The organism is Brevibacterium sp. SIMBA_078, assembly GCF_046534565.1.
GTDB lineage: Bacteria > Actinomycetota > Actinomycetes > Actinomycetales > Brevibacteriaceae > Brevibacterium.
Map to the genome: position 1 here is coordinate 138310 of NZ_JAWRYQ010000001.1, position 26331 is coordinate 164640.

21 protein-coding genes are annotated in these 26331 nt (G+C 64.8%); 9 read left to right on the top strand and 12 right to left on the bottom strand.

Features of this window, described 5'->3' with window-relative positions; genetic code table 11:
- Positions 1-253: 253 nt before the first annotated feature.
- The 8 genes from SB749_RS00610 to SB749_RS00645 form a co-directional block, all read right to left on the bottom strand.
- Positions 254-1483 carry a ubiquitin-like domain-containing protein gene (locus SB749_RS00610; protein ID WP_410708513.1) on the bottom strand — a complete coding sequence of 410 codons (1230 nt, stop codon included), beginning with the start codon at positions 1481-1483 and terminating at the stop codon, positions 254-256.
- A 300-nt stretch (positions 1484-1783) separates the two neighbouring features.
- Positions 1784-2755: a TatD family hydrolase gene (locus SB749_RS00615; RefSeq protein ID WP_410708514.1), complete on the bottom strand. Its 972-nt coding sequence runs from the start codon at positions 2753-2755 to the stop codon at positions 1784-1786.
- On the bottom strand, positions 2755-4470 hold the full coding sequence (gene metG, locus SB749_RS00620) for a methionine--tRNA ligase (RefSeq protein ID WP_410708515.1): 1716 nt from the start codon (positions 4468-4470) through the stop codon (positions 2755-2757). The genes SB749_RS00615 and metG overlap by 1 nt, the downstream gene beginning before the upstream one ends.
- Before the next feature lie 483 nt (positions 4471-4953).
- Positions 4954-6036 (bottom strand): hypothetical protein, encoded by a 1083-nt coding sequence (locus SB749_RS00625; protein ID WP_410708516.1) that lies wholly within the window; start codon positions 6034-6036, stop codon positions 4954-4956.
- A 300-nt stretch (positions 6037-6336) separates the two neighbouring features.
- Positions 6337-7209: a 16S rRNA (cytidine(1402)-2'-O)-methyltransferase gene (rsmI, locus tag SB749_RS00630; protein ID WP_410709911.1), complete on the bottom strand. Its 873-nt coding sequence runs from the start codon at positions 7207-7209 to the stop codon at positions 6337-6339.
- Positions 7210-7337: 128 nt separating this feature from the next.
- The gene (locus SB749_RS00635) at positions 7338-7769 is read right to left on the bottom strand and encodes a DUF4190 domain-containing protein (RefSeq protein ID WP_410708517.1); all 432 of its coding nucleotides are present in this window, start codon (positions 7767-7769) and stop codon (positions 7338-7340) included.
- A 142-nt stretch (positions 7770-7911) separates the two neighbouring features.
- Complete coding sequence (locus SB749_RS00640; RefSeq protein ID WP_410708518.1) at positions 7912-8367, bottom strand: DUF4190 domain-containing protein; 456 nt, start codon at positions 8365-8367, stop codon at positions 7912-7914.
- Between the two features lie 322 nt (positions 8368-8689).
- A complete protein-coding gene (locus tag SB749_RS00645; protein WP_410708519.1) occupies positions 8690-9409 on the bottom strand; it encodes a DUF4190 domain-containing protein in 720 nt (239 codons plus the stop codon).
- Positions 9410-9610: 201 nt separating this feature from the next.
- Between SB749_RS00645 and SB749_RS00650 the strand changes: the two genes are divergently transcribed.
- From SB749_RS00650 to SB749_RS00660, 3 genes are all read left to right on the top strand, one after another.
- On the top strand, positions 9611-11530 hold the full coding sequence (locus SB749_RS00650) for a dolichyl-phosphate-mannose--protein mannosyltransferase (RefSeq protein ID WP_410708520.1): 1920 nt from the start codon (positions 9611-9613) through the stop codon (positions 11528-11530).
- Positions 11531-11961: 431 nt separating this feature from the next.
- Positions 11962-13392, top strand: a complete 1431-nt coding sequence (locus tag SB749_RS00655) for a cytidylyltransferase domain-containing protein (protein ID WP_410708521.1) — start codon at positions 11962-11964, stop codon at positions 13390-13392.
- Complete coding sequence (locus SB749_RS00660) at positions 13389-14276, top strand: N-acetylneuraminate synthase family protein (RefSeq protein WP_167198448.1); 888 nt, start codon at positions 13389-13391, stop codon at positions 14274-14276. Before SB749_RS00655 ends, SB749_RS00660 begins: the two co-directional genes overlap by 4 nt.
- 151 nt (positions 14277-14427) lie before the next feature.
- On the opposite strand, the gene SB749_RS00665 is transcribed toward SB749_RS00660, so the two are convergent.
- Positions 14428-16131, bottom strand: coding sequence for a polysaccharide pyruvyl transferase family protein (locus SB749_RS00665; protein WP_410708522.1), 1704 nt, complete (start codon positions 16129-16131; stop codon positions 14428-14430).
- A gap of 142 nt (positions 16132-16273) precedes the next feature.
- On the opposite strand from SB749_RS00665, the gene SB749_RS00670 reads away from it, so the two are divergent.
- Genes SB749_RS00670 through SB749_RS00685 form a run of 4 tightly spaced genes read left to right on the top strand, consistent with a single transcriptional unit; the run spans position 16274 to position 21083 of the window.
- Positions 16274-17245 carry a glycosyltransferase family 2 protein gene (locus tag SB749_RS00670; RefSeq protein ID WP_410708523.1) on the top strand — a complete coding sequence of 324 codons (972 nt, stop codon included), beginning with the start codon at positions 16274-16276 and terminating at the stop codon, positions 17243-17245.
- Positions 17245-18669 (top strand): polysialyltransferase family glycosyltransferase, encoded by a 1425-nt coding sequence (locus tag SB749_RS00675; RefSeq protein ID WP_410708524.1) that lies wholly within the window; start codon positions 17245-17247, stop codon positions 18667-18669. Before SB749_RS00670 ends, SB749_RS00675 begins: the two co-directional genes overlap by 1 nt.
- On the top strand, positions 18662-19777 hold the full coding sequence (locus tag SB749_RS00680; RefSeq protein WP_410708525.1) for a hypothetical protein: 1116 nt from the start codon (positions 18662-18664) through the stop codon (positions 19775-19777). Before SB749_RS00675 ends, SB749_RS00680 begins: the two co-directional genes overlap by 8 nt.
- On the top strand, positions 19764-21083 hold the full coding sequence (locus SB749_RS00685) for a DUF6716 putative glycosyltransferase (protein ID WP_410708526.1): 1320 nt from the start codon (positions 19764-19766) through the stop codon (positions 21081-21083). Before SB749_RS00680 ends, SB749_RS00685 begins: the two co-directional genes overlap by 14 nt.
- 15 nt (positions 21084-21098) lie before the next feature.
- On the opposite strand, the gene SB749_RS00690 is transcribed toward SB749_RS00685, so the two are convergent.
- From SB749_RS00690 to SB749_RS00700, 3 genes are read right to left on the bottom strand one after another with little or no spacing between them, the layout of a single operon-like run.
- Positions 21099-21611: a GtrA family protein gene (locus SB749_RS00690; RefSeq protein WP_410708527.1), complete on the bottom strand. Its 513-nt coding sequence runs from the start codon at positions 21609-21611 to the stop codon at positions 21099-21101.
- Between the two features lie 21 nt (positions 21612-21632).
- A complete protein-coding gene (locus SB749_RS00695) occupies positions 21633-23150 on the bottom strand; it encodes a hypothetical protein (RefSeq protein WP_410708528.1) in 1518 nt (505 codons plus the stop codon).
- On the bottom strand, positions 23147-24217 hold the full coding sequence (locus SB749_RS00700; RefSeq protein WP_410708529.1) for a glycosyltransferase: 1071 nt from the start codon (positions 24215-24217) through the stop codon (positions 23147-23149). Before SB749_RS00700 ends, SB749_RS00695 begins: the two co-directional genes overlap by 4 nt.
- Before the next feature lie 407 nt (positions 24218-24624).
- Here SB749_RS00700 and SB749_RS00705 point away from each other — a divergent pair, with 407 nt between their 5' ends.
- Positions 24625-25593: a methionine ABC transporter ATP-binding protein gene (locus tag SB749_RS00705; protein ID WP_410708530.1), complete on the top strand. Its 969-nt coding sequence runs from the start codon at positions 24625-24627 to the stop codon at positions 25591-25593.
- Entirely contained in the window at positions 25593-26267 is a 675-nt protein-coding gene (locus SB749_RS00710; RefSeq protein WP_262778481.1) for a methionine ABC transporter permease, read from the top strand. The genes SB749_RS00705 and SB749_RS00710 overlap by 1 nt, the downstream gene beginning before the upstream one ends.
- The last annotated feature ends 64 nt before the right edge of the window (positions 26268-26331 follow it).

Sequence of the window (26331 nt, forward strand, 5' to 3'; positions counted from 1 at the left end):
TCGACTCTAGAACGCTCTTAGCACTCGGTCAACTTGAGTGCCAACAATTCGTCATGCTCTGGGCGAAAGTTCAGATTGGGCCTGGAAGTCGGAGCGGCGAGACACCAAAAAGCGTAGGCCCCGAGGATCTCTCCTCGGGGCCCACGCTCCTTGCTGACCGCCTCAGCTCAGTTGTCGATATCTGTTGTCAATGGCGGCCAGAGTTCATAGCCTTTGCAAGTGCCCAGTCGGCAGCTGCACACCTGATCTCAGATCAGGCGCAGGCCCACTGTCCCCAGCCGGCTGCAGCCTGGAGCTTCTTGGCCCGCTCGAACTGCTCACGCGGGCTGGCGTCGACCGGGTTGCCGCTGCCGCCCATCGACTGCCAGGTCTGGAGCTTGAACTGGAACAGGCCGAAGTGTGCGTTGTTCGACTTGTTCACCGCACGGGGGTTGAAGTTCGATTCGCACTTGGCGACCTGGTACCACTTGGATCCGGGTCCGCCGAGCATGGCCTTGATCTCCGCGGTGCTCATGTCGCCACCACCGGAGCCGGAGCCGCCGCCGGTGCTCGAATCTCCGCCAGAGTCGCCGGAGTCGCCCGAACCGGAATCGCCGGAGTCACCCGAGTCGGAACCGCCGGTGTCAGCCGGCTTTTCCTTCTTCTTGGTGCCCTGGATGACGACCTTGGTCTTGGGTTCGGAGAGGACCTTCTCGTCCTTCTTCTCCTTCTTGACCTCTTCGCCGTTGATCGTCTTGACCTTGTAGGTGACCTGCTTCTCGCCGTCCTTGCCTTCGGTCTCGACCTTGGTCTCACCCTCGTAGAGGGAATCGGACTTCTTGGTCTCGACCTTGGCCTTGATGGCCTGCTTGTCCTTGACGGTGTCGTTCTTCACGCGGTTGACGGTCAGCACCTGGCCGTCGGAGACCTCGGCGGACATCGGCACGGACAGGAAGTCGTCCTTGTCGAGCTTGACGCCCGTGTCCTTGAGGGCTTCCTTGGCGGTGCCCACAGCGGCCGAGACCTTGTGGTCCTTGCCGTCGGCGACGACGGTGAGGTCCTTCGACGTGGTCACCTCAATGTCATTGCCTTCGTCCTTCAGACGCTGGCTGGCCTTCGCGTTGAGATCGGCGCCCTTCGCGTCGACGCCGAGGTCGGCCAGAGCCTGACCCACGGTGTTCGCGTTGGTCCATTCGTTCGTTTCCTTGCCATCAACGGACAGCGCAACCTTCTTGGCCGTGTTGACGGTGATCGTCATGTCACGGTCGACCTTGGTGCCCACACCGGGCTTGACCTGGTCGCGCTTATCGACATCGATTTCGTGGCTGTCGAGGATGTCCCCGACCGTTCCACCGAAGGTTCGGATCTCTTCGGCCTGTCCGTTGACCTCCAAGGTCACGGGCTTGTTCATGGTCACAACTGCGCCCGTGCCACCGACGAGTCCAGTGATCACGACCGCCTGTGCAGCGATCTGAACCTTGCGGTTCTTCAGAAAATCAATCACAAAAATATCCCTGAGCAGAGTTTATCGACCTGTTCACTGTAACCGATTCGTTACACGGTTCGCAAAATATCACGGAAATGTAACGGTGTGAGTTTCCTGAGGGCGCGTCTGACCTGGAGTTCCCCGTGTTTCCGGGGCATTCCCGATCGTGATACGTCCCCGCCGAGGCGGCGCTGCGTCCCGTTACCTCGCTCACAGATCGTTGGGTTCAGTCGGCCCAGCGGACGCTGTGCGACAGCACCCGGCGACCGGCCGCCTCGTCGGGTGAAAGGGATCCTCAGCCCAGTTCCCCCGAGGTTGTCAGTCCCAGCTGCCGAGGGCTCGCTCCGCGTTGTTCCATACGGCCGCGCACAGATCCTCTTCGCTCATCCCACGCACCTCGGCGAGTTTCCGCGCAGTGATCGCCGTGAGGTAGGGACCTCCCGGCTTCCCGCGATGCGGGTGCGGGGTGAGGAAGGGTGCGTCGGTCTCCGTCAGCAGCAGCTCCAACGGAGCGGCCGCCGCTGCCCGCCGCAGCTCGTCGGCGTTCTTGAACGTGAGGTTGCCGGCGAAAGACATGTAGTAACCCTCGGCAGCACATTCACGGGCCATCGCCTCGTCGCCGGAGTAGCAGTGGAAGATCGTGACATCGGGGGCGCCTTCCTCCTTGAGAATGCGCAGCACATCGGCATGTGCCTCCCGATCGTGGATCTGCAGAGCGCGTCCGGTGCGCTTGGCGATCTCGATATGGGCACGGAAAGAACGCTGCTGTTCGGCGACTCCCTCTTCTGCCGTGCGGAAGTAATCGAGGCCGGTCTCCCCCACCACACGCATACGATCATGCGAGCTCACGAGCGATTCGATCTCGGTGAGAGCGTCGTCGAGCAGGCCGCGCTCGGCCAGCCGCGGGGCTTCGTTCGGGTGGAGGGCGGCTCCGCCGATCATCCACGTCCGACCCTCGGCAGGAGGAGCGGGCACGGTGCGGGGGTCGGCCGCCTCGGCGGGGGTGCCGGAATATTGGGAAGCCACGAGCGCGGTCGTCCACCGGGCTGCCGGAAGGTCGCAGCCGATCTGGACGATGCGACGAACTCCCGCCTCGGCGGCGGTGTCATGGAAGAAATCCAGCGACGGGAACTCTTCGTCCGCGTCCGGGGTCACCTCGGGTTCGGGTTCACCGGCACCCAGCGGCAGCCGCACACCTGTGCAGATGTCGAGGTGGGTGTGGGTGTCGACGATGGGGTGAGCGAGCGGTTCGGGCACCGGTGGATAGGTTCCGGCGGCGCGCGAGGCCATTATTCGGTCTCCTCCACGAACTTCGGGAACACGGGTTCGGGCTTCGGCAGGGGCGTGCCCGGCTCGAGCGGGAACCCGACGGCTGCGAACGACCGGGGATCCGCCTCAGCGGCGGCGATGCCATCGGCAGCGGCCTCGGCGACATTCGGCGCCAGGGCGGCCGACGCGTAGGCGGCTCCGGCGGCAACACCGATGGCCGCACTCGCCGATACGGCCCCCATCGCCTCGGCGCCGGACCCGGATTCGACGGCGGTCGGCAGGACCTTCGCGCCGGCCTCACCGACTCCGGCGGGCACACCGAGGAGGTCGAGGATCTTGCCCGCGGAATCGGGCATGACCGGCTGGATGAGGATGGAGATGATGCGCACGGCCTCGATCGTCACCCACAGCACGGTGGCCATGCGATCGGGATCGGTCTTCTTCAGCTTCCACGGCTCCTGCGCGGAGAAGTAGCGGTTGGCCTCGGACAGCACCTTCCAGCAGGCCTCGACATAGAGGTGGAGGGCCTGGGTGTCGACGTGGCGTCGGGCGGTGTCGGGCACGGCGCGGGCGAGCGCGAGGAGCTTCTCGTCCGCCTCGGTGAGTTCGCCTGGTTGCGGCACCTGGGCGTCGCAGTTCTTCTGGATCATCGACAGCGAGCGCTGGGCGAGGTTGCCGTACTCGTTGGCGAGGTCGGAGTTCTTCCGGGTGATGATCGAGTCCTTCGTGTACGAGCCGTCGTGGCCGTAGGAGAACTCGCGGAAGAGGAAGAAGCGCAGGGTGTCCAAGCCGAAGGCGTCGACGAGGTCGAGGGGATCGACGACATTGCCGACGGACTTCGACATCTTCTCACCGGAGTTGAAGAGGAAGCCGTGGGCGTGGACGCGCCCCGGCAGCTCGATGCCGGCGCTCATGAGGAACGCGGGCCAGTAGACCGAGTGGAAGCGGATGATGTCCTTGCCGATGATGTGGACGTCGGCGGGCCACCACTTGCTGAGGCGCTCCTGGTCATCGGGGTAGCCGGCGGCGGTGAGGTAGTTCGTCAGTGCGTCGATCCACACGTACATCACGTGCTTGTCGTTGCCCGGCACCGGCACACCCCAGTCGAAGGTGGTGCGGGAGATGGAGAGGTCCTTGAGCCCGGATGCGACGAACGAGGCGATCTCGTTGCGGCGGGAGTCGGGACCGATGAACTCGGGGTGGTTCTTGTACAGCTCGAGCAGCTTGTCCTGGTACTTCGAGAGGCGGAAGAAGTAGCTCTCCTCTTCCGTCCAGGTCACCTCAGTGCGGGTCTCCTTGGACAGGCGCACGCCGTCGACGACCTCGGTCTCGTCGTCGGTGTAGAACGCCTCGTCGCGCACGGAGTACCAGCCGGAGTAGGTGTCGAGGTAGATGTCGCCGGCCTCTTCGAGCTTGCGCCAGATGGCTTGCGAGGCGGCGTAGTGGTCTTCGTCGGTGGTGCGGATGAACCGGTCGAAGGTCGAGCCGAGAGCGAGCTGGGTGTCGCGGAAGTTCTTCGCGTTGTCGTCAGCGAGTTCTTTGGGGGTGATGCCGAGCTTGTTCGCCGCCTGCAGCATCTTCAGTCCGTGCTCGTCCGTGCCGGTGCAGAAGAAGACATCGTGATTGTCCAGTCGCTTGAACCGGGCGATCGTGTCGGCCGCAATGTACTCATAGGCATGCCCGATGTGAATGGCCCCGTTGGGGTAGGCAATCGCTGTCGTCAAGTAGTAACCCATAGGGAACTCAGTCTAAGGGACGCGGTGCGGCGGGCGCGCATGGGTCCGCTGGCGGTGAGCTGGTGGGCGTGGGTGGGCGCGGGCGGATGTCCGCGTGACGGTGTGGGGCGTGGGTGGGCGTGGGTGTGGGTGCGGGGACACAGCGCAGGCGGGTGACAGGTGCGTGGGGCGCAGTGTGTGGTGTGCTGGTCGGGTTGTGGTGTGTCGAGGGTACGGAGTGGATGCGCCATAGGGCGCGTGCGGGTTTTCCAGGCACAACCCGTATCCCGGACGGGCCTCCAGCAGCGGCCCTCCCCGTACCGGATTCGGCTCCGAAATGGCGACAGTGCCCCTCCGACCTCAGTTTCGGCATAGGTTTCTTCCAACGGCTCACTGAACAAACTGTGCATTAGAGAGACAGGCGAGCCATCCGCGGCTTGAGTCCGCCACGTTGGCCGGGCTGCGTCCGTTCCGATCACAGAACTCCGCGTCACATTCTCTGCACTACTTCAGCGTCGGTTTGCCCCGGTAGTCCAGGAGCTGCGGGGCCTGGGCGAACAGCTTCATCTCGAACCGCTTCAAGTTCATGACGTCGTTGATTTCCAGATGCACGATTCTGAAGCCCATGTTCAACAGCTCGTTCTGCAGGCGGCCTTCATGCTTGAGCCGCTCGCCACCGAAGTTGGCGTATTTCTGACCTCCGTCGAATGCGAGAACAGTGTTGGTGGGCCGGTGCAGGAAGTCGAGCCTGGTGAGAAGATCGCCGTCGCGTCCGACATTCCACTGTTGGGTGAAATCGTGGAGTCCCATCTGGTGGAGAGCGAACGATGTCCGGCTCTCTGCGTAGTTCTCCGACAGCGGACTGATGATCGCCAGGATTCGCAGAGCCCGCTCGCGTCCCTGACGTAGCCTCATCGCCGCGGGGACGAAGTCACGAGCCACGATCTCTCGGCCGATCGTGTGCATGCGCTGTGGATTGCGCATGCCGATCTGTGAATCGCCGGATTCCCGCTCCACCTGCGTGCGCAATCCGCCTTCCAACGCAGCCATGCCGCCTGCCGGTCCGCTCTCAGCTATCAGATCCAGCCCAGTCCGGACAGGCGTGAAGGATCTGACTCCGTGGACCCTGCACACGTCCTCCGGGCTGAAATGTCGTCTCCACCTGATGATCTCGGGACTGCGCGAAGCGGCGGACGGATGCGACACAACGATCCGCTCCAGCTCAGCTTTGTACAACGGCAGCTCGTGAAGAATCGCGGCCGACACTCCGCTGACGGCATCTGCTGCCCGGAAGTGGCGATAGTGCACGATCTTGAGACGTGCCACGTGTTCATCGAAACGATGGTCCGCTGCGCGACTGAACGGTGTCGTCGTGCGAAAGAAGTCGACCCAGTCGTCATCGCTGAGCAATTTCGTCACCGGCCGGTGCTTGTGCTCAGTGCAGGCACGAATGATCGAATAGGTTCCCCTTGACAGCTTCAGCAGACAGCAGTCCACAGCGCTGGAGATGGCTGCATGGCTCATCCCGACTGCACGGAGAGTTCTGTAATCGACGACGTTGTACTTATCCAGAAATGCAAGTGTCATCTGCCGATCGTGCAGCTGCACCGCGGTAGTGGCACAGGGTGAGATAGCTGCCTGTGGATTGATTCGCACCGTCCACAGGAAATAGCGTCGAAGTCATCGGCCCCACAATCCCGATACAGGCGAATACTTGCCCGCAATTGGTGATGACTACAGCGTCGAGCCGCACAGTATTTGCGCGGCTCGACGCTGTTTTCGGCACAGGGACTTCTGATTTGCGCAGGTTCCTCCAAGTGCAATTCAAAGCAGGGTGTACCGAACTGCTCAACAGGGTGGGGCGTGCGAGTGCATCCGCCCCGCACCTCAGTCGCGGTGGAGCCAGGCCTCGTAGACGTCGCGCTTGGACAAGCCGAACTTCTTCGCCACCTGTCCGGCCGCATCCTTGGCACGCACACCGGAGTCGACCAGTCCGCTGACCTCGCCGAGGTGGTCCTCAGGAGCCGTTTCGACTTCGGTGGCGCCGGCGAGCACAAGGGTCAGCTCCCCGCGCAGTCCTTCGGCGGCCTGACCGCGCAGTGAACCGACGGTTCCGCGCAGAGTCTCCTCGTAGGTCTTCGTCAGCTCACGGCTGATGGCCATGGGCCGGTCGACGCCGATGATCTCGGCGAAGTCGTCCATCGCATCGGCGATGCGGTGCGGACTTTCGAAGAAGACCATCGTCCGCTTCTCGGCCTTGAGGTCGGTCAGCAGAGTCTTGCGCTGCCCGGACTTGCGCGGCAGGAACCCTTCGAAGCTGAACCGGTCGCTCGGCAGTCCCGAGACCGCGAGAGCCATGAGCACCGCGGACGGCCCCGGCGTCGACGTGATCGGAAGTCCCGCCTCGGCGCAGGCCTTGACCACGCGGTAGCCGGGATCGGAGACGGCGGGCATTCCCGCGTCAGAGAGCAGGACAACGGTCTCACCGGCGGCGATGATGTCGACGAGCTCGGGAGCGCGGTGTCCCTCGTTGTGATCGAAGACGCTGATGACCCGTTTCGTATGCGTGAGGTCGAGCCGCTGCGCCAGTGATAGGAACCGACGCGTGTCCTCGGCGGCGATGACATCGGCCGTTTCGATGGCCTCCCGCATCCGCGGGCTCGCATCGCCGAGGTTGCCGATCGGAGTCCCGACCAGGATCAGTCGACCGCCGGTGAGGTCCGGACCGGAACTCAGCCCCGCGTCATCAGTCTGGTCGATGTCGTCAGACGGCGCCGCCTCGGTGGGGTTGTCGTCGGCTCGGTCATTGGCCGGCTCGGTGTGGCCCTCGTCTGAGGCTGGATCCTCGTCCGAGGTGAACTCAGAGTTCGGATTCGAGGAATCCTCGATCACGAAGCGCCTTCAGCCGCGAAGAGCACGGCGAACATCCCGACGTAGAGCAGGATCATGAAGACCCAGAAGAGAATCCAGAGGATGGTGCCGATGTAGCCGACCCAGAGGGCCGCGATCGCCATGCCGTCGCCGCGCTCTCCGCGTTCGCGGATCTGCTTGCGGGCGATGTGGCCCATGATGATGCCGGCGATGCCGCCGATGAAGACGGACGAGATGACGCCGAAGATCGAGGCGCACATACCGACGATGGCCAGCACGTTGGTCGGCGGAAGCTGCTGGTACACGTATCCGGGTCCGCCCGCGTACTGCGCATTGGCCGCGTAGGCGCTGTTCTGACTGTACGACTGGGCACCGTACGAGCCGCCCGCGTTCGACTGGGGCTGCTGGTAGTACATGTCCGGGTTGTTCCAGTTGTTCTGGCTGCTCATAGCGAAGTCTCCTTGTGGTTGCCTTCAACGGTACAGAGTCGTCAGTGGCGGCAAAAGGTGGGGCGGTTACAGGTCAATCACAGTTGAAGATGCGGGACCGTGGGGTGGGATGCCGGGTCTGCCTAGCTGCGGTGATGCGGCATCAGCTGACGGTGCCTCCTCCGGCGGTGATCGCCGCGCCGATCATGAGGGCGATGACGCCGAAGTAGATCAGCCAGAACGCGACCCAGAAGAGCACGCTCAGATAGCTCAACCACAGCCCGGCCACGGCCATTCCGTTGCCGCGCTCTCCGCGGGCCTTGATCTGCGAACGGGCGATGTGGCCGAAGATGATGCCGACGAAGCCGAGGAAGAAGAACGAGGAGATGAACGAAATGAGGCCGAGCACCAGCGCGACGATCGACGAGGAGTTCGTCGGCGCCACCTGCTGGTAGACGACGACCGGTGCCCGGTTCCCGTACGTCACGGGAGCCTGGACCAGCGCCGGAGAGTGGGCCGGGGTGTGAACCGGTGCGGGCGTGTGGACCGCGACGGGGGCGTGGACCGAAACGTTCGATCCGGTGTAGGTGTTCCCGAGGGGCAGTACGCGAGTGTTCATGTCCGTTCCGTTCCGCTGGCTGTCGTTGATCGTCAGGGCTGTTCCGGGCCGTCCTCGACGGTCGTCCCGATGTCTGAGATCAACGCTACCCACCTGCGGCGAGCGCGGCGGCCGAATCGTGTTACAGTCCTGCACCACGGGTTGCAGAATCCCCTCGCCGAGGCGGCCCGACCGTCCCGAATCCGCGTGACCTCAGAGTGCACGCAGCGCCACGGGCAGGCGAGTCCTGGGTAGTGCCGAGCGGCCCGGCCGCCCCGTTCCCGCGTGACCTCGGTCGTCCGCCGAGGTCACACGGGACGGCGCCGAGTTCACCAGGGGCAACTCAGTAGCTGCTCATCATGCCCAAGAAGCCGATGCCGAGGATGCCGATCATGACGATCGCCATGATGAGTCCCAGGGCGATGGTCACGTAGCCGATGATCAGACCGGCGATCGCCTGTCCGCGGCCTTCCTCGCCGGTGCGCTTGATCTGGCCGAGGCCGATGTGGCCGAAGATGACGGCGAGCACCGGTGCGATCCACAGGAACATCGCGATGATGCTGAAGATGATGCCGATGACCGGAATCATCGAGAGCAGACCGCAGACGAACCCGCCGCCGATTCCGGCGATGCCCATCCACATCGACCATACGGCCATCTTGTTGGGTGCGGGCCGGACGAAGACCGGCTGCGCGCCATAGGTCATCGGCTGGCTGTACGCGCCTGGCTGGCCGTAGGCATCGTAGGCGTTCGGCTGGCTGTACGCGCCGGGCTGGCTGTCGGCATCTGACTGTCCGTACCCGTTGTGCTGGCCGTACCCGTTCTGCTGTCCGTAGGGGCCGGACTGTCCATAGGAGTTCTGCTGCCCATACGGCTGTCCCTGCGCGTACTGTCCTGCACCGGATCCGTACTGACCTGCGCCCGAACCATACTGGCCAGCACCCGATCCGTACTGACCGGACTGTCCCTGACCGGACTGCGGCTGGGATCCGTAGTTGTTGTTGAACTGCTGCGAGCCGACCTGGGGAGGATCGCTCGGGCGGTAGTTGGGGTTGTTCGACACGTTGTGCACCATTCGCTCTGACTCCGGCTGTCTCCCACTACTCTAGTGATGCGCGGTGGCGAATGCCCAAGAATCTCGCCCAAGGTGCCGAACCTCATGCCGCAGCGCCCCTCCCGACCTACGCCTTATCCTTCCACGCCTTGCCCTTCCCTGCGGGTCGCATGAGAGCCCCGCCCGCCGAGATCTCTAAACTGGACTCCGATGACACACACCGCAGACTCCCCGGCCCCCACCAGGCGCATCGCCCGCGAGCGCCTGGCGAGGAAACGCGAAAAGGTGCGTGCCGGCGCCGCTGCGATGCGCCGCGAAACCTTCCACGCCGGCATGTGGGCCACCCGCGCACCGCTGTGGATGTGGCCGGCCCTGCTCGTCATCACCGGAATCGGTGCGGCCCTGCGACTCTTCCGCCTCGACTTCCCGCACCGCCTGATCTTCGACGAGACCTACTACGTCAAGGACGGCTACTCGGTCTTCAACTTCGGCTATGAACGCTCCTGGCCCGAGAACGCCGACGACTCCTTCAACGCCGGTGACCCCAGCGTCATCGAACCCACCCCCGAATACGTCGTCCACCCGCCCCTGGGCAAATGGCTCATCGGGTGGGGCATCGACCTCTTCGGCGCCGACGATTCGTTCGGCTGGCGCTTCACCGTGGCGATCATCGGCACGCTGACGATCTTCCTCCTCGGCGTCATCGCCTGGAAGCTCTTCCGTTCGGCGTTCTTCGCCTGCGTCGCCGCCGGCCTCCTCGCCATCGACGGCGAGCACTTCGTCCACTCCCGCACGAGCCTGCTCGACATCGTGCTCATGGCCTTCGTCCTCCTCGCCTTCTTCTTCATCCTCCTCGACCGCGAGCAGTTGACGAAGCGCCTGGCCGCCTGGACCCAGCGCACCGCGGAGATCGACAGCTTCGCACCGTCCCACACCCAGAAGAATCCAGATCCCCTCGCCGAGGCGGCCACCACGTCCACGGATTCCACCGGGTCCGCGGCTGCCGCACCTGTGCCCATCCTCACCGACAAGGAGCGACGGCAGCGACGGAAACGGCGGGATGCTCTCAACTTCGGGCCCCGCCTCGGCGCGCGTCCCTGGATCTTCGCTGCGGGGATCAGCCTCGGCCTGGCTACGGGAGTGAAGTGGTCGGGTCTGTATGCGCTGGCGGCGTTCGGGATTCTACTCGTTCTGTGGGATGTGCATTCGCGGTATCGGGCCGGGGTCGTGCATCCGTGGCTGGGCATGCTCATCCGCGACAGCATTCCCTCGTTCTTCAAGCTCGTGCCGATCGCGCTCGTGACCTATGTGGCGTGTTGGACCGGGTGGATCCGGTCGGATGATGCGTGGGACCGGCAGTGGGCTGCGGAGAATTTCGGCTGGTGGCGTGCGCTGCCGGAGTGGTTGGACTGGCTGCCGTCGCTGGCGCACTATCACTACACGGCGTACTCGTTCCATGTCGGGCTGGACTCGGAGCATCCGTACATGTCGAACCCGTGGGGTTGGATCGTGCAGTGGCGGCCGACGTCGTTCTACTACGAGTCCTATGACCGGGGCGATATGGGGTGCACGGTCGCGAAGTGCTCCTCGGCGATCACCTCGGTGGGCAACCCTGTGATCTGGGGCTTGGCCGCCTTGGCAGTGCTCGTCTGCCTCATCGTGTGGATCATCCGCCGGGACGTCCGCCCCGCCGTCATCCTCGCCGGCCTGGCGGCGACCTGGCTGCCGTGGTTCGCCTACCAGGAGCGAACGATCTTCACCTTCTACACCATCGTCATGGTGCCCTTCGTCGTGCTGGCCGTGACGTATTGCCTGACCCTCGTCTGGGGTCGGGTGCCTGTTGGTGGGCGGTCCGTCGTAGGCCGCACAGGTGCGGCCAAGCATCGGGTCGATCAGCCGGCGTACGATTGCGCGACGTCCGCACCGGCGGCCGACCGCGCGTCGCCAGGGCCCACGACGAAGCAGCGATTCGCTCGGATCTCGGCGGCACTGTTCGCCAGGCGGCTGAGCGTCGGCCTCATCCTCGTCGCAGCGATTCTCGCCTTCGCCTATTTCTGGCCGGTCTACACCGGCGAGGTCATCCCGTTCTCGGCCTGGAACAACCGCATGTGGAACATCACCTGGCGCTGAGTCGCTGGCGTCGGCGCGCACCTGCGCCCCGCACGGGCACAGCCACACCACGCCGCTGACAGCTGCGCGCCGAGCGTCAGCGGCTTTTGTCCCGAGCGTCAGCGGCTTTTGTCCCGAGCGTCATCGACTTTTGTTCCACTCGTCATCGCATTCTGATCAGATACTCGTGTTCGAACCGGATTATCTGTCCAAAAGTCGGTGAGACGTTTTCGCGCACCTGCACAGAAGTCGATGAGGCTCCCACCGGTTCTGCCCGCTCAGCACCCACTGCCCGAGGCCCACCTGCGCATCGGTCACGGGTTCGCCATCGAAGGGTCGCCTCGGCGACATGGCGTGTTCACCTTGAGGTAACACCCCGTCGTTAGCGTCGAATCATTGTGAATGACCAGTCGACGACCTACGAGCCCGACGCAACCGAGTTTCAGTCAGAAATGAAGCCGGATGCGCGCACCACCGTGGCCGCAAATCAGGCGGCAGAAAGCACCACCGCACCAACCAGCACCACCTCCCCCACTCCTCACCGCACCGTCGCGATCATCCCCGCGCGCGGAGGGTCCAAGGGCATCCCGCTGAAGAACCTGCAGAAGGTTGCGGGAATCTCGCTGCTGGCCCGCGCCATCAACGCCGCCCAGGCCAGCCCCAGCATCGACCGTGTCATCGTCTCGACCGACCACGACGGAATCGCAGCCGAAGCCCTGCGCGCCGGCGCCGAGGTGGCCCACCGACCCGCCGAGATCGCCGGCGACACCGCCACCAGCGAATCCGCGCTCATCCACACGCTGTCGACCCTCGACGAGGACTTCGACATCACCGTGTTCATGCAGTGCACCTCCCCCTTCATCGACTCCGCCTCGATCGAGAACGCGGTGCGCACGGTCCGTGACGACGACGCCGATGTCGTCTTCTCCGCCGTCGAAGACCATTCCTTCCTGTGGCGCCTCGATGACGACACCCAGGCCGTGGCCGTCGGGCACGAAGCCAGCTTCCGGCCGCGCCGCCAGGACCGCGCCAAGCACTTCAATGAAACCGGCGCGTTCTACGTCATGCGCACCTCCGGTCTCATCGAGCACGAGCACCGCTTCTTCGGCCGTATCGGCATCGAGGAGGTCCCGCCCGAGCACGCCCGCGAGATCGACGACATGTCTGACCTCACCCTCGTCCGCGCCATCGCCTCGACGCAGGAGACCGCGCAGGTCATCGACGTCGACGCCCTCGTCACCGATTTCGACGGCGTCCACACCGACGACGGCGCCTACGTCGACGAGGACGGAAACGAACAGGTGCGCGTCCACCGCGGCGACGGCATGGGCATCTCCCGACTCGTGAAGTCCGGAGTGCCCGTGATGATCCTGTCGAAGGAACGCAACCCCGTCGTCACCCGCCGCGCGGAGAAGCTGCGCGTCGACGTCGCCCAGGGCATCGACAACAAGGCCTGCATCCTCGACGCGTGGATCACCGCCAACGACCTCGACCCGGCCCGAGTCGCCTACGTCGGCAATGACATCAACGATCTCGAGGCCTTCGACGTCGTCGGCTGGCCCATCGCCGTCGCCGACGCCCACCCGCGCGTCCTCGCCGCCGCCCGCGTCATCCTCGACCGGCCCGGCGGACGGGGTGCGGTGCGTGAGGTCTGCGACCTCATTCCCATCCCCGCCGAGGCGGCCGAACCCGTTCCGAATCCGACCCTGACCTCACTGCGGTCGCCCACCGGACACCCATCGACCTTGGCCGGCCACCAGTCGGCGGCCATGTCCGGCCACGCGTCCGCCTTCCCCGACCAGCAACCGTCCGTCCCGCGGCACCAGCCGCAGTTCACCAACCGCGCGGAGATTTCGCGTGCCAACCGAAAGCAGGTTTCATGACTGATCAACTCGCCCCCGTGGCCATCGGAGAGCACCTCGTCGGCCCGAACCAGCCCGTGTACATGATCGGTGAGATCGGCATCAACCACAACGGCGACGTCGACATCGCCAAGCAGCTCATGGATGTCGCCGTCACCGCCGGTGCGCAGGCAGTGAAGTTCCAGAAGCGCAACCCCGAGGTGGCCGTCCCCGAACACCAGAAGTCGAAGATGCGCTCGACCCCGTGGGGCGAGATGACCTACATCGACTACAAGCACCGCGTCGAGTTCGGCATCGACGAATACACTGAGATCGACCGCTACGCCAAGGAAGTCGGACTCCAGTGGTTCGCGTCCCCATGGGACACCGACTCCGTCGACTTCCTCGAGAACGAATTCGATGCACTGACCTACAAGGTGGCCTCGGCCTCGCTGACGGACTTCGAACTGCTGCGCGCGATCGCCGCCACCGGCAAGCCGGTTCTGTGCTCCTCGGGCATGTCCGATTGGGAGACCCTGGATCGTGCCGTCGAGGTCTTCGACCGCGACAAGCTCGTGCTCATGCACGCCACCTCGACCTACCCGCTTCCGCCCGAAGAGGTCAACCTCAAGGCCATCCCGGCCATGCGCGAACGCTACGGAGTTCCCGTCGGATACTCCGGCCACGAACTCGGCCTCGAGATCTCGTTCGCTGCAGCCGCACTGGGTGCTGTGACCATCGAACGCCACATCACCCTCGATTCCTCCATGTGGGGATCCGACCAGTCAGCCTCGATGGAACCGCGCGAATTCGCCTCCCTCGTCAAGGGCGTCCGCGTCCTTGAAACCGCTTTCGGCGACGGCCAGAAGCGCGTCATGCCGGGCGAGGAATCGAAGATCGACTCCCTGCGCAAGGTCACTGCCTGAACCGCAGCCGACACCCGGTCCGGACCCGGACCTGAGCGTTGATTCGGCGCCATCACCTCACCGAGGTGGTGGCGCCGTTTCGCTGTTCCCACACCGAGGCGGCACCACCGACGCCCGCCCCTCGCTGAGGCGGTCGGACCGACCGTACCCGTCAGTCGCGACGTTTGAGCCGGCGGATCCTCCACCAGATTCCGTGCCGAACCTTGTCGGCGAGCACGCGTGCTTCTTCACCCGCAGTGCGGTTGTCCACGGCTTCGAGCGCTAGAGCGTTTCGTGCCGCTTCATCGGACAGTTGGGCAATCCGTCTGTCCTGCTCTGTTGTTTCGCCGCGCAGCCGGTCGGCCTCGGCCAGTGCGTCATCACGTTCGGTTTCGAGGGCATGCTGCTTCGCCTCCGCTCGTACCTCGGCCTCGCTCATCGCTTGTGTGTGGTCGCGGCGGACCTGGGCAAGGTCCCGACCGGACCGAACCAGCGCGCGGGTCTGCTGGGCCGCGACCTCGTCGGATTCGGCGATGGCCGCGATATGGAATTCTTCGGCACGGATGTCCTCTGCAGTGCGCAGGCGCGAAGCCGAAATGACGTCCACAGAACTGGCCGCCGCCGAACTGACCGGTACCGACTCGACAGACCCCGCCCCAGCACGCGGCCGCGCCGAATCGCTGATACCCGTCCGAGTGCGCGACCGCGCTGAGTCTCTGATGCCGGCGAGGTTCTCCGCAGTGATGTCGGCGAATCGTGCACGGGTCTCGGCCAGGTCGACCTGCAGGTCAGCACCGCGCGAATACGCATCTTCGAGTGCCGCGACCATCCTGTCCGCCAGGGCGTCGGCCGCTTGGCTGCGGTCCCCGTCGGACTCCACAACGTCGGCGTCCACACTCATGCCTTCCGCACCGACGGGGACCACGAACTCCGGATGCCCGATGTCGGCGGCGAAATAGCCGAGCTTCGCATGCAGATCCACGGAGATCGGAATCGACCCGACCCCGAACGGAATCATCTGCGCATGCCCGCGCCCGCCGAGCACATACGGCACGGACGAGAAGAACTCGACACCGGAGAAGAACCCGACGTCATGACCGTACAGTCGCACCTCTTCGACTCCGGCCACCTCGGCGACAAGGCGAAGGGAGACCTCCGCATCGTCCGGGTGGAACGGAGTGCTCAGCACCCTCCACCCCTTGCCCACGAGGGTCCGAGCGACACGCACGGTCGCCTCGTGGATGGTGTCGGCATCGAATCCCGCGGCGATCTGCCGGGGGTGGACGAGCATTTGGATGGCCACGGTCTTCTGCTTCGGGTCCGGTTTCCGGTCGGCCAGCGGTTCGTACAGGTGATCGAGGATCGTCGTCGGGCAAGGCTGGTAGGCGATGCGATCCGGTTGGCCCAGAAGCGCGCCGATCGTCGTCATGCTCCCGGTGTTTCGCAGCCCGAAGAACGCCGACTGATCGAGCACCTGCCCCACATGGGAGCGCATGAGGTCATCGAACTCGGGTTGTCCGGGGAACCTGTTGTCCCCGAGCGCGTAGACGATGAGGGGAACCTCGAGGGCGGCGAGCGCCTCGGGCGAAATCTTCCACTGCCACCCGGACAGGCGGTTCGGGTTCGTGTCCTGGAGGAACAGCCCTCCCCCGCCGATCACGACGGCATCGGCGGTGGCGTTGATCCGGGCCACAGCCGCCTCGTCGACCTCACGCCGCAGCGCCGCCGCCGAGGTGAACGTGAAGTTCGGCTCCCCACTGACCGTGTCCGTACCGCCCAGGACCCGGAAGGCGTCCCTGACGACCGGGAACAGTGCCTTGTCGCCGAAGTTGCCCCAGGTCGGGATGTCGAAATGGAAGAGTCGCAGGCTTCTCATCGGCCAAGACTAGAGGCGTCGGACGAACCCCAGATGAACGTCAGCGAACATTTCCGGACACCTGCGCGCAACTTTCTGTTCTCCTCTCACCCCTACGATCGATCGGACGCGCACAGCAACCGAGAAACCGCGGAAGGACCACATGCCCCAACCAATCGTCAGCGTCGTCATCGCGGCGAAGAACGCCGAGGAGACGATCGGCGGAAGCCTCAAGGGTCTGGTCAACCAGAACTTCGCCGCCAACGAACTCGAGGTCATCGTCGTCAACGACGGTTCGACCGATGACACGGCCGGGGTGATCGCCGACTATTCCGATCGGCTCAATCTCATCGAGATCCACAACGCCGAATCACGTGGGGTCTCCACCGCCCGCAATGCAGCCCTCGAGGCCTCGACCGGTGCGAACATCACCTACCTCGATGCCGACGACTGGTACGCCCCGGGCCACCTGCGCTCACTCACCGACGCCATCACCGGACTCGGCGTCGACTTCGTGAAGACGAACTATCTCATCGTCAACGGCTTCAATCGGAAGCTGCGCCGCGCACCATGCGCGAAACACAACACGGCGCTCAACCCACGGGACCAAATCCTGCCCCACGACGCCTCGACGATGGTCGACTTCCCGGAATGCTGGACGGGCATCTACTCCCGGTCCATGGCCGATCGCGGACTGCTCGAATTCAACCCTCTGCTGCGCACCTGCGAGGACCGCCCCTGGACGTGGCGCCACCATCTCGAGGCCGATTCCTTCGCCGTGGTCGACACGGCGGGTCTGTGCTACCGGAAGGGCAGCACCACCTCGTTGACGGCGATCTTCGACGAACGCCAACTCGACTTCATCCCCGCCTTCCGGTCGGTCTTCGCGATGCTCGAGGCGAACCCGGAGTTCCGCCGCTTCGAACAGAAGGCCGTGCGCAGCTTCCTCTCCATCCTCTACTTCCAGATCTTCAACCGGGGGTCGTCGATGTCGCGGACAGTGCGCGAACAGCTCAACCTCGGCGCGGTCAACACCTTGAAGAACATCGACAACGACGTCATCGACCTCGCGCTGACGAACTACGGCGAACGCCGACTGCCCGTGATCGAACCGATCGTCAGGAGGGCCCGCTGATGACGCAGATCATCGAGATCTCCACCCAGTACCAGCTCGCGAACATCTCCGCTCTCATCCGCGCGGGCCGCCTCGGCGAGCCGAATGAGCGGCGGATCCTCGTCGTGGCGAACAATTCCTTCGCCCCCGAACTCACCCCGGCCGCCGATGCCATGCCCGGGTCGACCGGGCTGCTGGCCGACTTCGATGCGATTGTCGATTGGAACGCCACGATCTGGCCCAACCATCCGAAGGCCTTCGGCATCTCCGGTGAGCGCGCCCCGATCATGGAACGCGCCCTGCGCCGGGAGTGGGACCTCGCCGATCACGAGGAGCTCGAGCTCATCGTCGAGTCCCTGCCCAGTCATCCCGCCGGAGCGCTCACGCAGATCTTCGCCACGGCTGATATCAGCGTCCATTCCGATGGGCTGATGAGCTACGGGCCGATCCGCAATCCGCTCACACTGCCGCAGTGGCAGCGGCTGAAGGCGATCTACTATACGGATCTGCTGCCCGGCATCACCCCACGTCAGCTGGCCGAACATAATCCGGAACGGGTGGTGCTGCCGACCGCGGATCTGGCCGGAGTCATCGACGACATGACCGCCGAGGTGTCCGATGAGCTGGCCAGCGCTCATCTCGATGCCCCGATCGAGGGCAGTGCGCTCGTGCTGGGTCAGTACCTCGCGCAGCTCGACCTCATCACGGCTGAGGAAGAGCTCGATCTGCACTTCCAGATGCTCGATGAGGTCAATGCGGCAGGTCTGACCACGGTGATCTTCAAACCCCATCCCACCTCGGCGCGGACGACGATCGGTCCGCTGCGCAAGCGCAGCGAAGAACTCGGCCTCGACTTCGTCCTCGCCGACGTTCCCCTACTGGCCGAGATCGTCGTCTCCGCCACCCGACCCGAGCTCGTCGTCTCCTGCTTCTCGACCGGACTGGCGACCGCAAAAGGACTCTACGGCTGCGAGACCGCGGCCGTCGGCACCACCGAGCTGCTGGCCGCGCTCGCGCCGTACCAGAACAGCAACCGCATCCCGCTGACCATCATCGATGCCCTCCACTCGGGCCGGTATGCCCTGCCGGGCGACCTCGCCGAGGCGGGGACGTCGTCCCGTGCGACTGCCGGGTCGGGGACGGCGCGGGACCTCAATCCGCTCATCGACGCGGTCACGTACTGCATGCAGTCGGACTCCGCGTCGTATCTGCGGCAGAACGCGATCGATTTCCTTTCAGGTGCGGTCGGCGGTCCCGATATGAAGTACTTCAAGCGCAAGCGGCTGACCAAGCTCGATCTGCCGGGACAGCAGGAGATCCCCCTGCACAGGAAGACCCTCAGCGTCGCCAAGCAGCGGCTGGTCTCGAAGGCGAAGCGCACCCAACATGTGCTCAAGGACTACGGCATCACCGTCGATCCATCGAAGCTGAGAAAGAATGGCTGAATTGCTGATGGCTGAGAAGACCAAGGCGAACCCGAAGAAGGCCAAGAAGTCGGGTGACAAAGCCGTCACGAACGAGGCGGCCAAGGGCGGTGGCGCAAAGAACGGATCGGGGAAGAAGAGCACACGAATGGCCTCGGTGGCCTTCGTCGAATCCCCGCTGCAGTTCCTCTCTGCGCTCGAATCCCATGAGCCGACGGAGGATCTGCTCATTCGGGCTCGGGCGAGCGCGAAGGGCATGACGTCCTTCCTCGACGCCTTCGACCCGGCCTGGCTGCCGAAGAACGTCCGTCTCGAACGGGACGGGGCCAAACCGGGGCTTCTGCGCAAGAACACCTTCGATCGGATCTACCTCGGCGATGCCTGTTCGGGTGAGGTCCACAAGGCATTGGCCCTGGCGTATCTCGAGCGACGCATGCCCAAGGTCGTCATCCTCGACGACGGCCTGGCCACGTACTCGGCGATCGAGATCCTCACCGCCAAGCGCGGCCCGCTCGTCCGCCCCCGACAGAAGCTCAAGGCTTCGCGCACGGTCATGGCCGCGCACGTCGCCGACCGGCTGCGCCACCTCGCCACCGTGGGCAAGCTGCGCTGGCACACGGCGCTGCCGGTGGCGAAACCGCTGCGCAAGGCGTTCCTCAAGTCCGGCGGCGAGATCACCCGCCACCGGTTCGAACACCTCCAGTCCCTGCCCACCGGCGGCAGCCATCCCCGGGACAATCCGGTCATCGGTTCGTCTCTGGCCGCAGACGGGCTCATCGACGCCTTCGCCTACCGGGCGTGGGTCGATGACATCATCGACACTCACGGATCGATCACCTATTACCCGCATCGGCGTGAGACCGAGGAGTTCCTCGCCGATCTCTCCCAGGACGAGCGCGTCAGGATCAAACATCTCGGCCTGCCGATCGAGCTGCGCCTGATCAACCTGCCGCCAGACTCGACGATCCGCAGCCTGCCGTCGACGGCAGCGGTGTCACTGGCCGTGCTCAATCCGGATGTGACCATCGACGTCACCGAGATCCCCGCGAAGTGGTGGACCGGTGCCTCACCCGATAGTCTGCGAAAGTCCCTCAACGCCCAGTCGGTCAAGGCAGATGACGATTCCTGAACCAGGCGAGCCCCACTACAGCGGGCCGATCATGCCGCCGTCGCTCTCCGACGCCCCACTGCAGCGATCGGCCGGGCTCGAGCCCATCCGCATCCTCTCGGTCTCCGACAGCGAGTCGTACCTCAAGTGGGCGACGCAGCTGCTGAGCAGTCTGCCGGATGTCGAGGGGCGAGTGTTCCTCATCGACAATCCGATCCTGCCGACCGACGAACAGATCGCCAGTGCTGTCGCCGGCACCGATTGGGAGCACCGTGAGGTCCCCGTCATCTCCCGCGCCGACCTCGCGCAGGTCATCGCCGATCACTCCCCCGATATCGTCCTCGGCGCCGCCACCGGCCCGATCGTCGCCCAGGTATTCCTCACCGCGCACACCCGCACCGACCGGCCGGCGTTGGTCTCGGGATTGCCCGGAATGGGTCTGCCGGCCAGCGGCAAGGGGATGAACTATCGCAGGCTGATGGATGCGTTCATCGCCCATTCCTCCGCCGAGGTGGCCGCTTACACCCAGGCGAGCGCACGATCGCAGGTGCCCTGCGAGGTCCTGTTGGCGCGCCTGCCGATGCTGCGTTCGGAGGGCCTCCCGCAGCTGAAGAACTCCAGCCCCGAGGCGACACCACCACCACCGGATTCCGTCACCGAGGCGACACCTGACACCCTCGTCTTCGCCCCGCAGGCGAAGGTTCCGGCCGAGCGTGCCGACCGTGAGGCGATCATCGCGGCCCTGGCCGAATTCGCCGACAGACACCCGGATTCGACGGCGGTCATCAAGATGCGGTCGCGTCCCGGTGAGTTCGAGACCCATCACGAACAGCATTCCTACTTCGAGATCCTGGACGACTTCCGCACCCGCCGAGTGCCCGGAGCGGACCGCATCGAGCTCGGGTATGGTCCCCTCAGCGACTTCCTCACCGACGGCTCGACCCTGGTCACTGTGTCCTCGACTGCGGCGCTCGAGTCCATCGATCGCGGCATTCCGACCCTGCTCATCTCGGACTTCGGCTTCAAAGCCGAGCTGCTCAATGAGGTCTTCGAAGGCTCGGGCGCCACCGGCACATTGGCCGATGTGGCTGCCGGGTCAATCGGGTTCCCTGACCCGGAATGGCTGGCAGAGAACTACTTCCACGCGCAAGATGGACAGCTGCGCCGAGACCTCGGGCTGTTGGCCACCCGCGCACAGGCCGGTCAGCTGCCGAACCGTCGTTCCGCTCTGTTCAAGCAGAAGCGGACGCTGCTCCGCGCCGAACTGCGCACCGTCACACCGGCACCCGTCGTCAGCGCCTATCGCAAACTGCGCGGCACCGCCTGACGATCGCCGCAGCTCTCAGCTCCGGTCGTCGGGGACTCGGCTCGACTCCTCCATGGGCACGACCACCTCGGTGTCGGGGGCCTGGTCCTTGAACACCCAGGTGCGGTAGGCGTAGAAGCGGAAGATCATTGCCAGTCCGATGCCGATGACATTCGTCGAGATGTTGTAGGTGAGCTGGTCGCGCATATCGAGCAGGTACCAGGTCACGCCGAGGGGAATGACGGTGATGATCATGCCGGCAAGGTTGACCGCGATGAACAGGACGATGCCGCGCATGTTCGAGTTCGTGGTCCGGTCGCCGTAGGTCCAGAGCTTGTTGCCCATCCACACGACGATCATCGACAGAATCGTCGAGATGATCTTCGACTTGATCGGGCTGCCCTCGAGGAGGGCGGGGATCGGACCGAACCCGTAGGCCAGAAGGTTCGACAGGCCGACGTCGACGATATAGCCGAGCCCGCCGACGGTGAGGAACTTGAAGGCTTCCACCGCCAGGCGCCGGAGACGGTCCGAGAATGACTCTTTCATAACTGGCACCAGTCTATGGCCCTAGGATTCGGACTTGCTGGATGCCGCGCTCGGTCGGCGCTGCCACATGGCGATCGCGAGCACGACAGCCATGGTCAGTCCCAACGCCGGCCAGAACGTGTACCGGAAATGGTTGGCCGGCACGATCGGGAAGTACCCGAATACGTAGCACAGCGCCGAGGCGGCCAGAGTCGTGATCTCGGGCCAGAAGGATCGTCTGTTGACCGTTTCCCCTCGCCCCCGTCGGTGCGCCCGATAGCCGAGGCCGAGCATCACCACGGCCACCAGCGTCCAGAACCAGGGGGCGAACAGCATCGGGAACGTGCCGAGAGCGAAGTCTTCGACATAGGGACGGACGATGTAGTCGGCCTTGGGATCGCCCTGCTCGATGCCGGCACTTGATGCTTCGCCATGCCATTCGGCCGGCCAGTACTCGACTCCGGAGGTGAAGAAATAGTAGGAGAACACGGCGGCCCGGTACTCGGCGTAGCGCAGCGGGTGAGTGATGACATGGTCGAGCCACAGCTGCTTGAGCGCGTCCTGGTGAGCGATCGGCGAGAAGTTCTCTCCGCTCTCGCCTTTGCCAAAGCAGTTCCAGTACGAGTCCCAGATCTCGCCCTTCTCCAAGCACTTCTCTCGGGCCGAGCTGATGTGGTCGGTGAGTTCCTTCGGAGCCCCGGACTTCTTGAGTTCGGCGTCGGGGACGGAGAACATCACGTCGTCGAGGAAGATCTGTGAGATCTGGCCGGTCTTCGTCACTCCCATCTGCGCATCGATAACCGCGTCCGTGACTTTGACGCCGCCGCCGATGAGCACCAGCACAATCAGCGACGAAGCCGCCGTCAGCAGAAGCGGGCGTCCGTTTTTTGCGGAAGTTGCTGTCGGCCCTGAAGTCTCGGATGACTCGGAGACCGTTGTGGCTGAGTCTCCCGAACGTCCTCGACGGTTCCGCCACAGCTGCATCAGGCACCATCCGCCGTACACGGCAATCGGCACGACCGCGAACACCGCGTTCTTCCGCACCCCCACCGCGTAGACGAGGAGGACCAGCGCCGGCAGCCACAGCAGCCACGTCTTCGGGACGAAGCGGGTGATCATGATGAGGACGACGGCGAGCAGGATGGCCACGGCCATCTGCGTGTCCTTCCACAGCGTCGTCATCTGGGACACGACCCAAGGCGTGATCATGATGGTCGGTCCCAGAAGCGACACCCACCTCGGTGCTCCGGATCGGTGGACGAGCACGCCGATCCCCCACGCGGCCGCGGCGAGCAGGCCGACCTGCAGCAGGAGCAGGCTGCCCGGGTCTCCGGTGATGTCGATGAGGATTCGCCACACCGCGCTCATCACCGGCGGATGCCAATCGGAGTACGGGATCTTCTCGGTGGCCTGCAGGTACTGGTTGGCGATATCGACGTTGACCCGACCGGGCCAGAACAGGCGCAGGAAGAGCGCCGACCAGATCGCGACGAGTACTCCGAGCAGCAGATCCCATGCCAGAGGGGACGTCAGCCACCTGCGAATAGCAGAACGACTCATGAAGCGAAGCGTGCCCGCACCTGCCGGTTCGGCTTCATCCGTGCTGCGTCGGCAAAGATCTCTGCCTCCGGAGCCGAGAACTCTCCGTCCGTGGGACCGGTCTGTCGCGGAGCCTGACGCTGAGTGACGGGTCGTCCGGTCACGGCGGGCAGGCTGAGGTAGACCAGGCGGGAGGTCTCGCGCCGGGCACGGCGCAGTCCGTCCAAGGTCAGTCCGACGCTGCCGAGGAGGAACGCCAGTCCCATGAGCGCGGCGGCGAGAATCGCAGTCGGGAACCGGGGTACGAGACCGGTCTGCCAGAACTCCCACACCACGGGAATGCCGAAGACCAGCGACAGGATAGCGAGCACCGTGGTGAGCGTGCCGTAGAACAGGCGGGGTCGTTCGTGGCGGACGAGCGCGGAGATGAGCCCGAGGATGCGGAACCCGTCCTTGAAGGTCGAGAGCTTCGACTCGCTGCCGTCGGGTCGGTCACGGAAGTCCACGGCCACCTCGGTGGTGGGAAGGCGCAGCGACATCGTGTGCACGGTCAGCTCGGTCTCGATCTCGAACCGGCGGCTGATCGCGGGGAATGACTTCACGAAACGACGGGAGAAGACGCGGTAGCCCGAGAGCATGTCGGACACCTGCGAACCGAAGAGCCACCCGGTCAGCCGGTTGAACATCTTGTTCCCGGCTTCGTGACCGGGACGGTAGGACGTGGTCTCCTGATTGTCCTGGCGCACGCCGAGCACGTGGTCGTAAGGGCCGGAGATCAGGGTGTCGATCATCTCGGGCAGGTGGGCCGCCTCGTAGGTGTCGTCGCCGTCGATCATCACGTAGATGTCGGCGTCGATGTCGGCGAAGGCGCGGCGGACGACGTTGCCCTTGCCGGGGACGTTCTCCTTGCGCACGATGGCACCGGCTTCAGCGGCGCGCTGCGAGGTGCGATCGCTCGAGCAGTTGTCGTAGACGTAGACCGTGATGCCCGGGACTGCGGCCTTCAGGTCGCCGACGACCTTGGCGACGGTGATCTCCTCGTTGTGGCAGGGAACGATCGCCGCGATCCTGCTCGATTCTTCGTACATTCACCGGTCCCGTCGTGGAGCTCGTCCGCCTGCCGGGGATACCGGGCAAGCGAACCTGTCGATCATCCACAGGTACGCCGCGGACATGGACATCGGGTTACGTCGGAGGAAAATGCTGCTGGATTCTGCCCCGACTTCGACCGCCGTTCACCGTCTCGTCATCTCTGCCGCCGAGGCGGTCAGATTCAGTCGGCACCGAAGCAAGCAACCACGCCCTCCCCGCCCCCAGTGAGTTCTTCGTCACGATCGACTGCCTATGCGTCCTTTTATGACATCCCGTGCCGACGCCGAGCCGGTTCCTTGTCATCCTGAATCGTCGGCCCTACTGGACCGTAGACCGGCCCATCCCCAAATCTCTGCCGTCCACCACCGTGCGCGGCATTCGTCAACCACACGAGGAGGCGCCTGTGATCGAACTGCGCGCACTGCGGAAGGTGTTCGGAGAGACCGTCGCCCTGGAGGAGATCGACCTCTCGGTCCCCGCCGGAGAGATCCACGGCATCGTCGGCCGCTCCGGCGCCGGCAAATCCACGCTCATCCGCTGCCTGACCGGACTCGAGTCCCCCACGTCCGGGACGGTATCGATCGACGGCGTCGACCTCACGAACCAGTCCGGTGCCGGACTGCGCGAGGCCCGTCGCAGCATCGGCATGGTCTTCCAGCACGTCAACCTCCTCGACTCGAGCACCGCGCTGAAGAACGTCGCACACCCGCTCAAGATCGCCGGAGTGCCGAAGGCCGAACGCCTGGCCAAGGCCCGTGAACTCCTCGAATTCGTCGGCCTCGGCGACCGTGTCGACAACTATCCGTCTCAGCTCTCGGGAGGACAGAAGCAGCGCGTCGGCATCGCCCGAGCACTCGCCGCCGAGCCGAAGGTGCTGCTGTGCGATGAGCCCACCTCGGCGCTGGATTCGGCGACGACGGATCAGATCCTCGGCCTCATCCGCTCGCTGCGCGACCGTCTGGGCATCACCGTCCTCATCATCACCCACGAGATGTCAGTCATCCGCGAGATCTGCGACTCCGTGACGCTGCTCGCCGACGGCCGCGTGGCCAAGACCGGGAAACTCGCCGAGGTCATCGCCGAGCCCGGTTCGGTTCTGGCCAAGGATCTCGTCCCCCTGCCTCCGGTCAGCATCGATGACGGGGCCAGCCGCCTCGTCGAAGTGTCCCTGGCCGGCACCGATCTGCCCACCGTGCTCACCGCCGCACGGAATGCCGGAGCGAGCGCCGAGGCGATCCTCGCCGGTGCCGTGGAGACGATCGAAGGCCGCCAGGTCGGTCGGCTGCGCTTCTCCGTCGACTCGGCCGAACAGGCGAAAGAGCTGATCAGCGCTCTGAAAGCCGATGGAATCTATGCGGAGGAGGCTGCCTGATGAACGATCCCACATGGTTCGACAACCCGGCGATCACCGATCAGATGTGGCCGGCCGCCATCGAGACTCTGCTCATGACGGCGTGGTCGACCGGACTCGCTGTGCTCTTCGGACTGCCCTTGGGCATCTGGCTGTTCACCGCCTCGAAGGGCGGGCTGAACTCGAACCCGGTCGTCTACCGAGTGCTGTCCTTCATCGTCGACATCACTCGCTCGATCCCCTTCATCATCCTCATCATCGCCCTCATCCCCTTCGCCAGATTCGTCGTCGGCTCGGCGCTGGGCTGGCAGGCGACCGTGGTGTCGCTGACGATCGGCGCGATCCCCTTCTACGCCCGTCTGGTCGAGAACTCGCTGCGCGAGGTCTCCGAAGGCAAGATCGAAGCCGCACTGATGATGGGCGCCTCGAACGGCCAGGTCATCCGTCAGGTCTACGTCCCCGAAGCACTGCCCGGTCTCATCGGAGCCGCCACGGTCACCTCGGTGACATTGGTGTCCTACACCGCGATGGCCGGTGCCGTGGGCGGCGGCGGCCTGGGCGCGCTGGCGATCTCCTACGGCTATCAGCGCTACCAGGCGGACACGATGATCGCCTGCATCATCGTCCTCGTCCTCATCGTCACGATCATCCAGTTCATCGGCGATCGGCTGGCCCGCGCGGTCGACCACCGGTGAGCCGCCTCGGCGACTCCCACCTCAACTGCACTCTTCACCACACAACACACATCTCAAGGAGAAC

Coding starts and splice junctions, on each gene's coding strand:
- SB749_RS00615 (WP_410708514.1), bottom strand. CDS start 2,755: ATGGCCTCGCGCGCCGCCGGAACCTATCCACCGGTGCCCGAACCGCTC.
- metG (WP_410708515.1), bottom strand. CDS start 4,470: ATGGGTTACTACTTGACGACAGCGATTGCCTACCCCAACGGGGCCATT.
- SB749_RS00625 (WP_410708516.1), bottom strand. CDS start 6,036: ATGACACTTGCATTTCTGGATAAGTACAACGTCGTCGATTACAGAACT.
- SB749_RS00635 (WP_410708517.1), bottom strand. CDS start 7,769: ATGAGCAGCCAGAACAACTGGAACAACCCGGACATGTACTACCAGCAG.
- SB749_RS00640 (WP_410708518.1), bottom strand. CDS start 8,367: ATGAACACTCGCGTACTGCCCCTCGGGAACACCTACACCGGATCGAAC.
- SB749_RS00650 (WP_410708520.1), top strand. CDS start 9,611: ATGACACACACCGCAGACTCCCCGGCCCCCACCAGGCGCATCGCCCGC.
- SB749_RS00655 (WP_410708521.1), top strand. CDS start 11,962: ATGAAGCCGGATGCGCGCACCACCGTGGCCGCAAATCAGGCGGCAGAA.
- SB749_RS00660 (WP_167198448.1), top strand. CDS start 13,389: ATGACTGATCAACTCGCCCCCGTGGCCATCGGAGAGCACCTCGTCGGC.
- SB749_RS00665 (WP_410708522.1), bottom strand. CDS start 16,131: ATGAGAAGCCTGCGACTCTTCCATTTCGACATCCCGACCTGGGGCAAC.
- SB749_RS00670 (WP_410708523.1), top strand. CDS start 16,274: ATGCCCCAACCAATCGTCAGCGTCGTCATCGCGGCGAAGAACGCCGAG.
- SB749_RS00675 (WP_410708524.1), top strand. CDS start 17,245: ATGACGCAGATCATCGAGATCTCCACCCAGTACCAGCTCGCGAACATC.
- SB749_RS00680 (WP_410708525.1), top strand. CDS start 18,662: ATGGCTGAATTGCTGATGGCTGAGAAGACCAAGGCGAACCCGAAGAAG.
- SB749_RS00685 (WP_410708526.1), top strand. CDS start 19,764: ATGACGATTCCTGAACCAGGCGAGCCCCACTACAGCGGGCCGATCATG.
- SB749_RS00690 (WP_410708527.1), bottom strand. CDS start 21,611: ATGAAAGAGTCATTCTCGGACCGTCTCCGGCGCCTGGCGGTGGAAGCC.
- SB749_RS00695 (WP_410708528.1), bottom strand. CDS start 23,150: ATGAGTCGTTCTGCTATTCGCAGGTGGCTGACGTCCCCTCTGGCATGG.
- SB749_RS00700 (WP_410708529.1), bottom strand. CDS start 24,217: ATGTACGAAGAATCGAGCAGGATCGCGGCGATCGTTCCCTGCCACAAC.
- SB749_RS00710 (WP_262778481.1), top strand. CDS start 25,593: ATGAACGATCCCACATGGTTCGACAACCCGGCGATCACCGATCAGATG.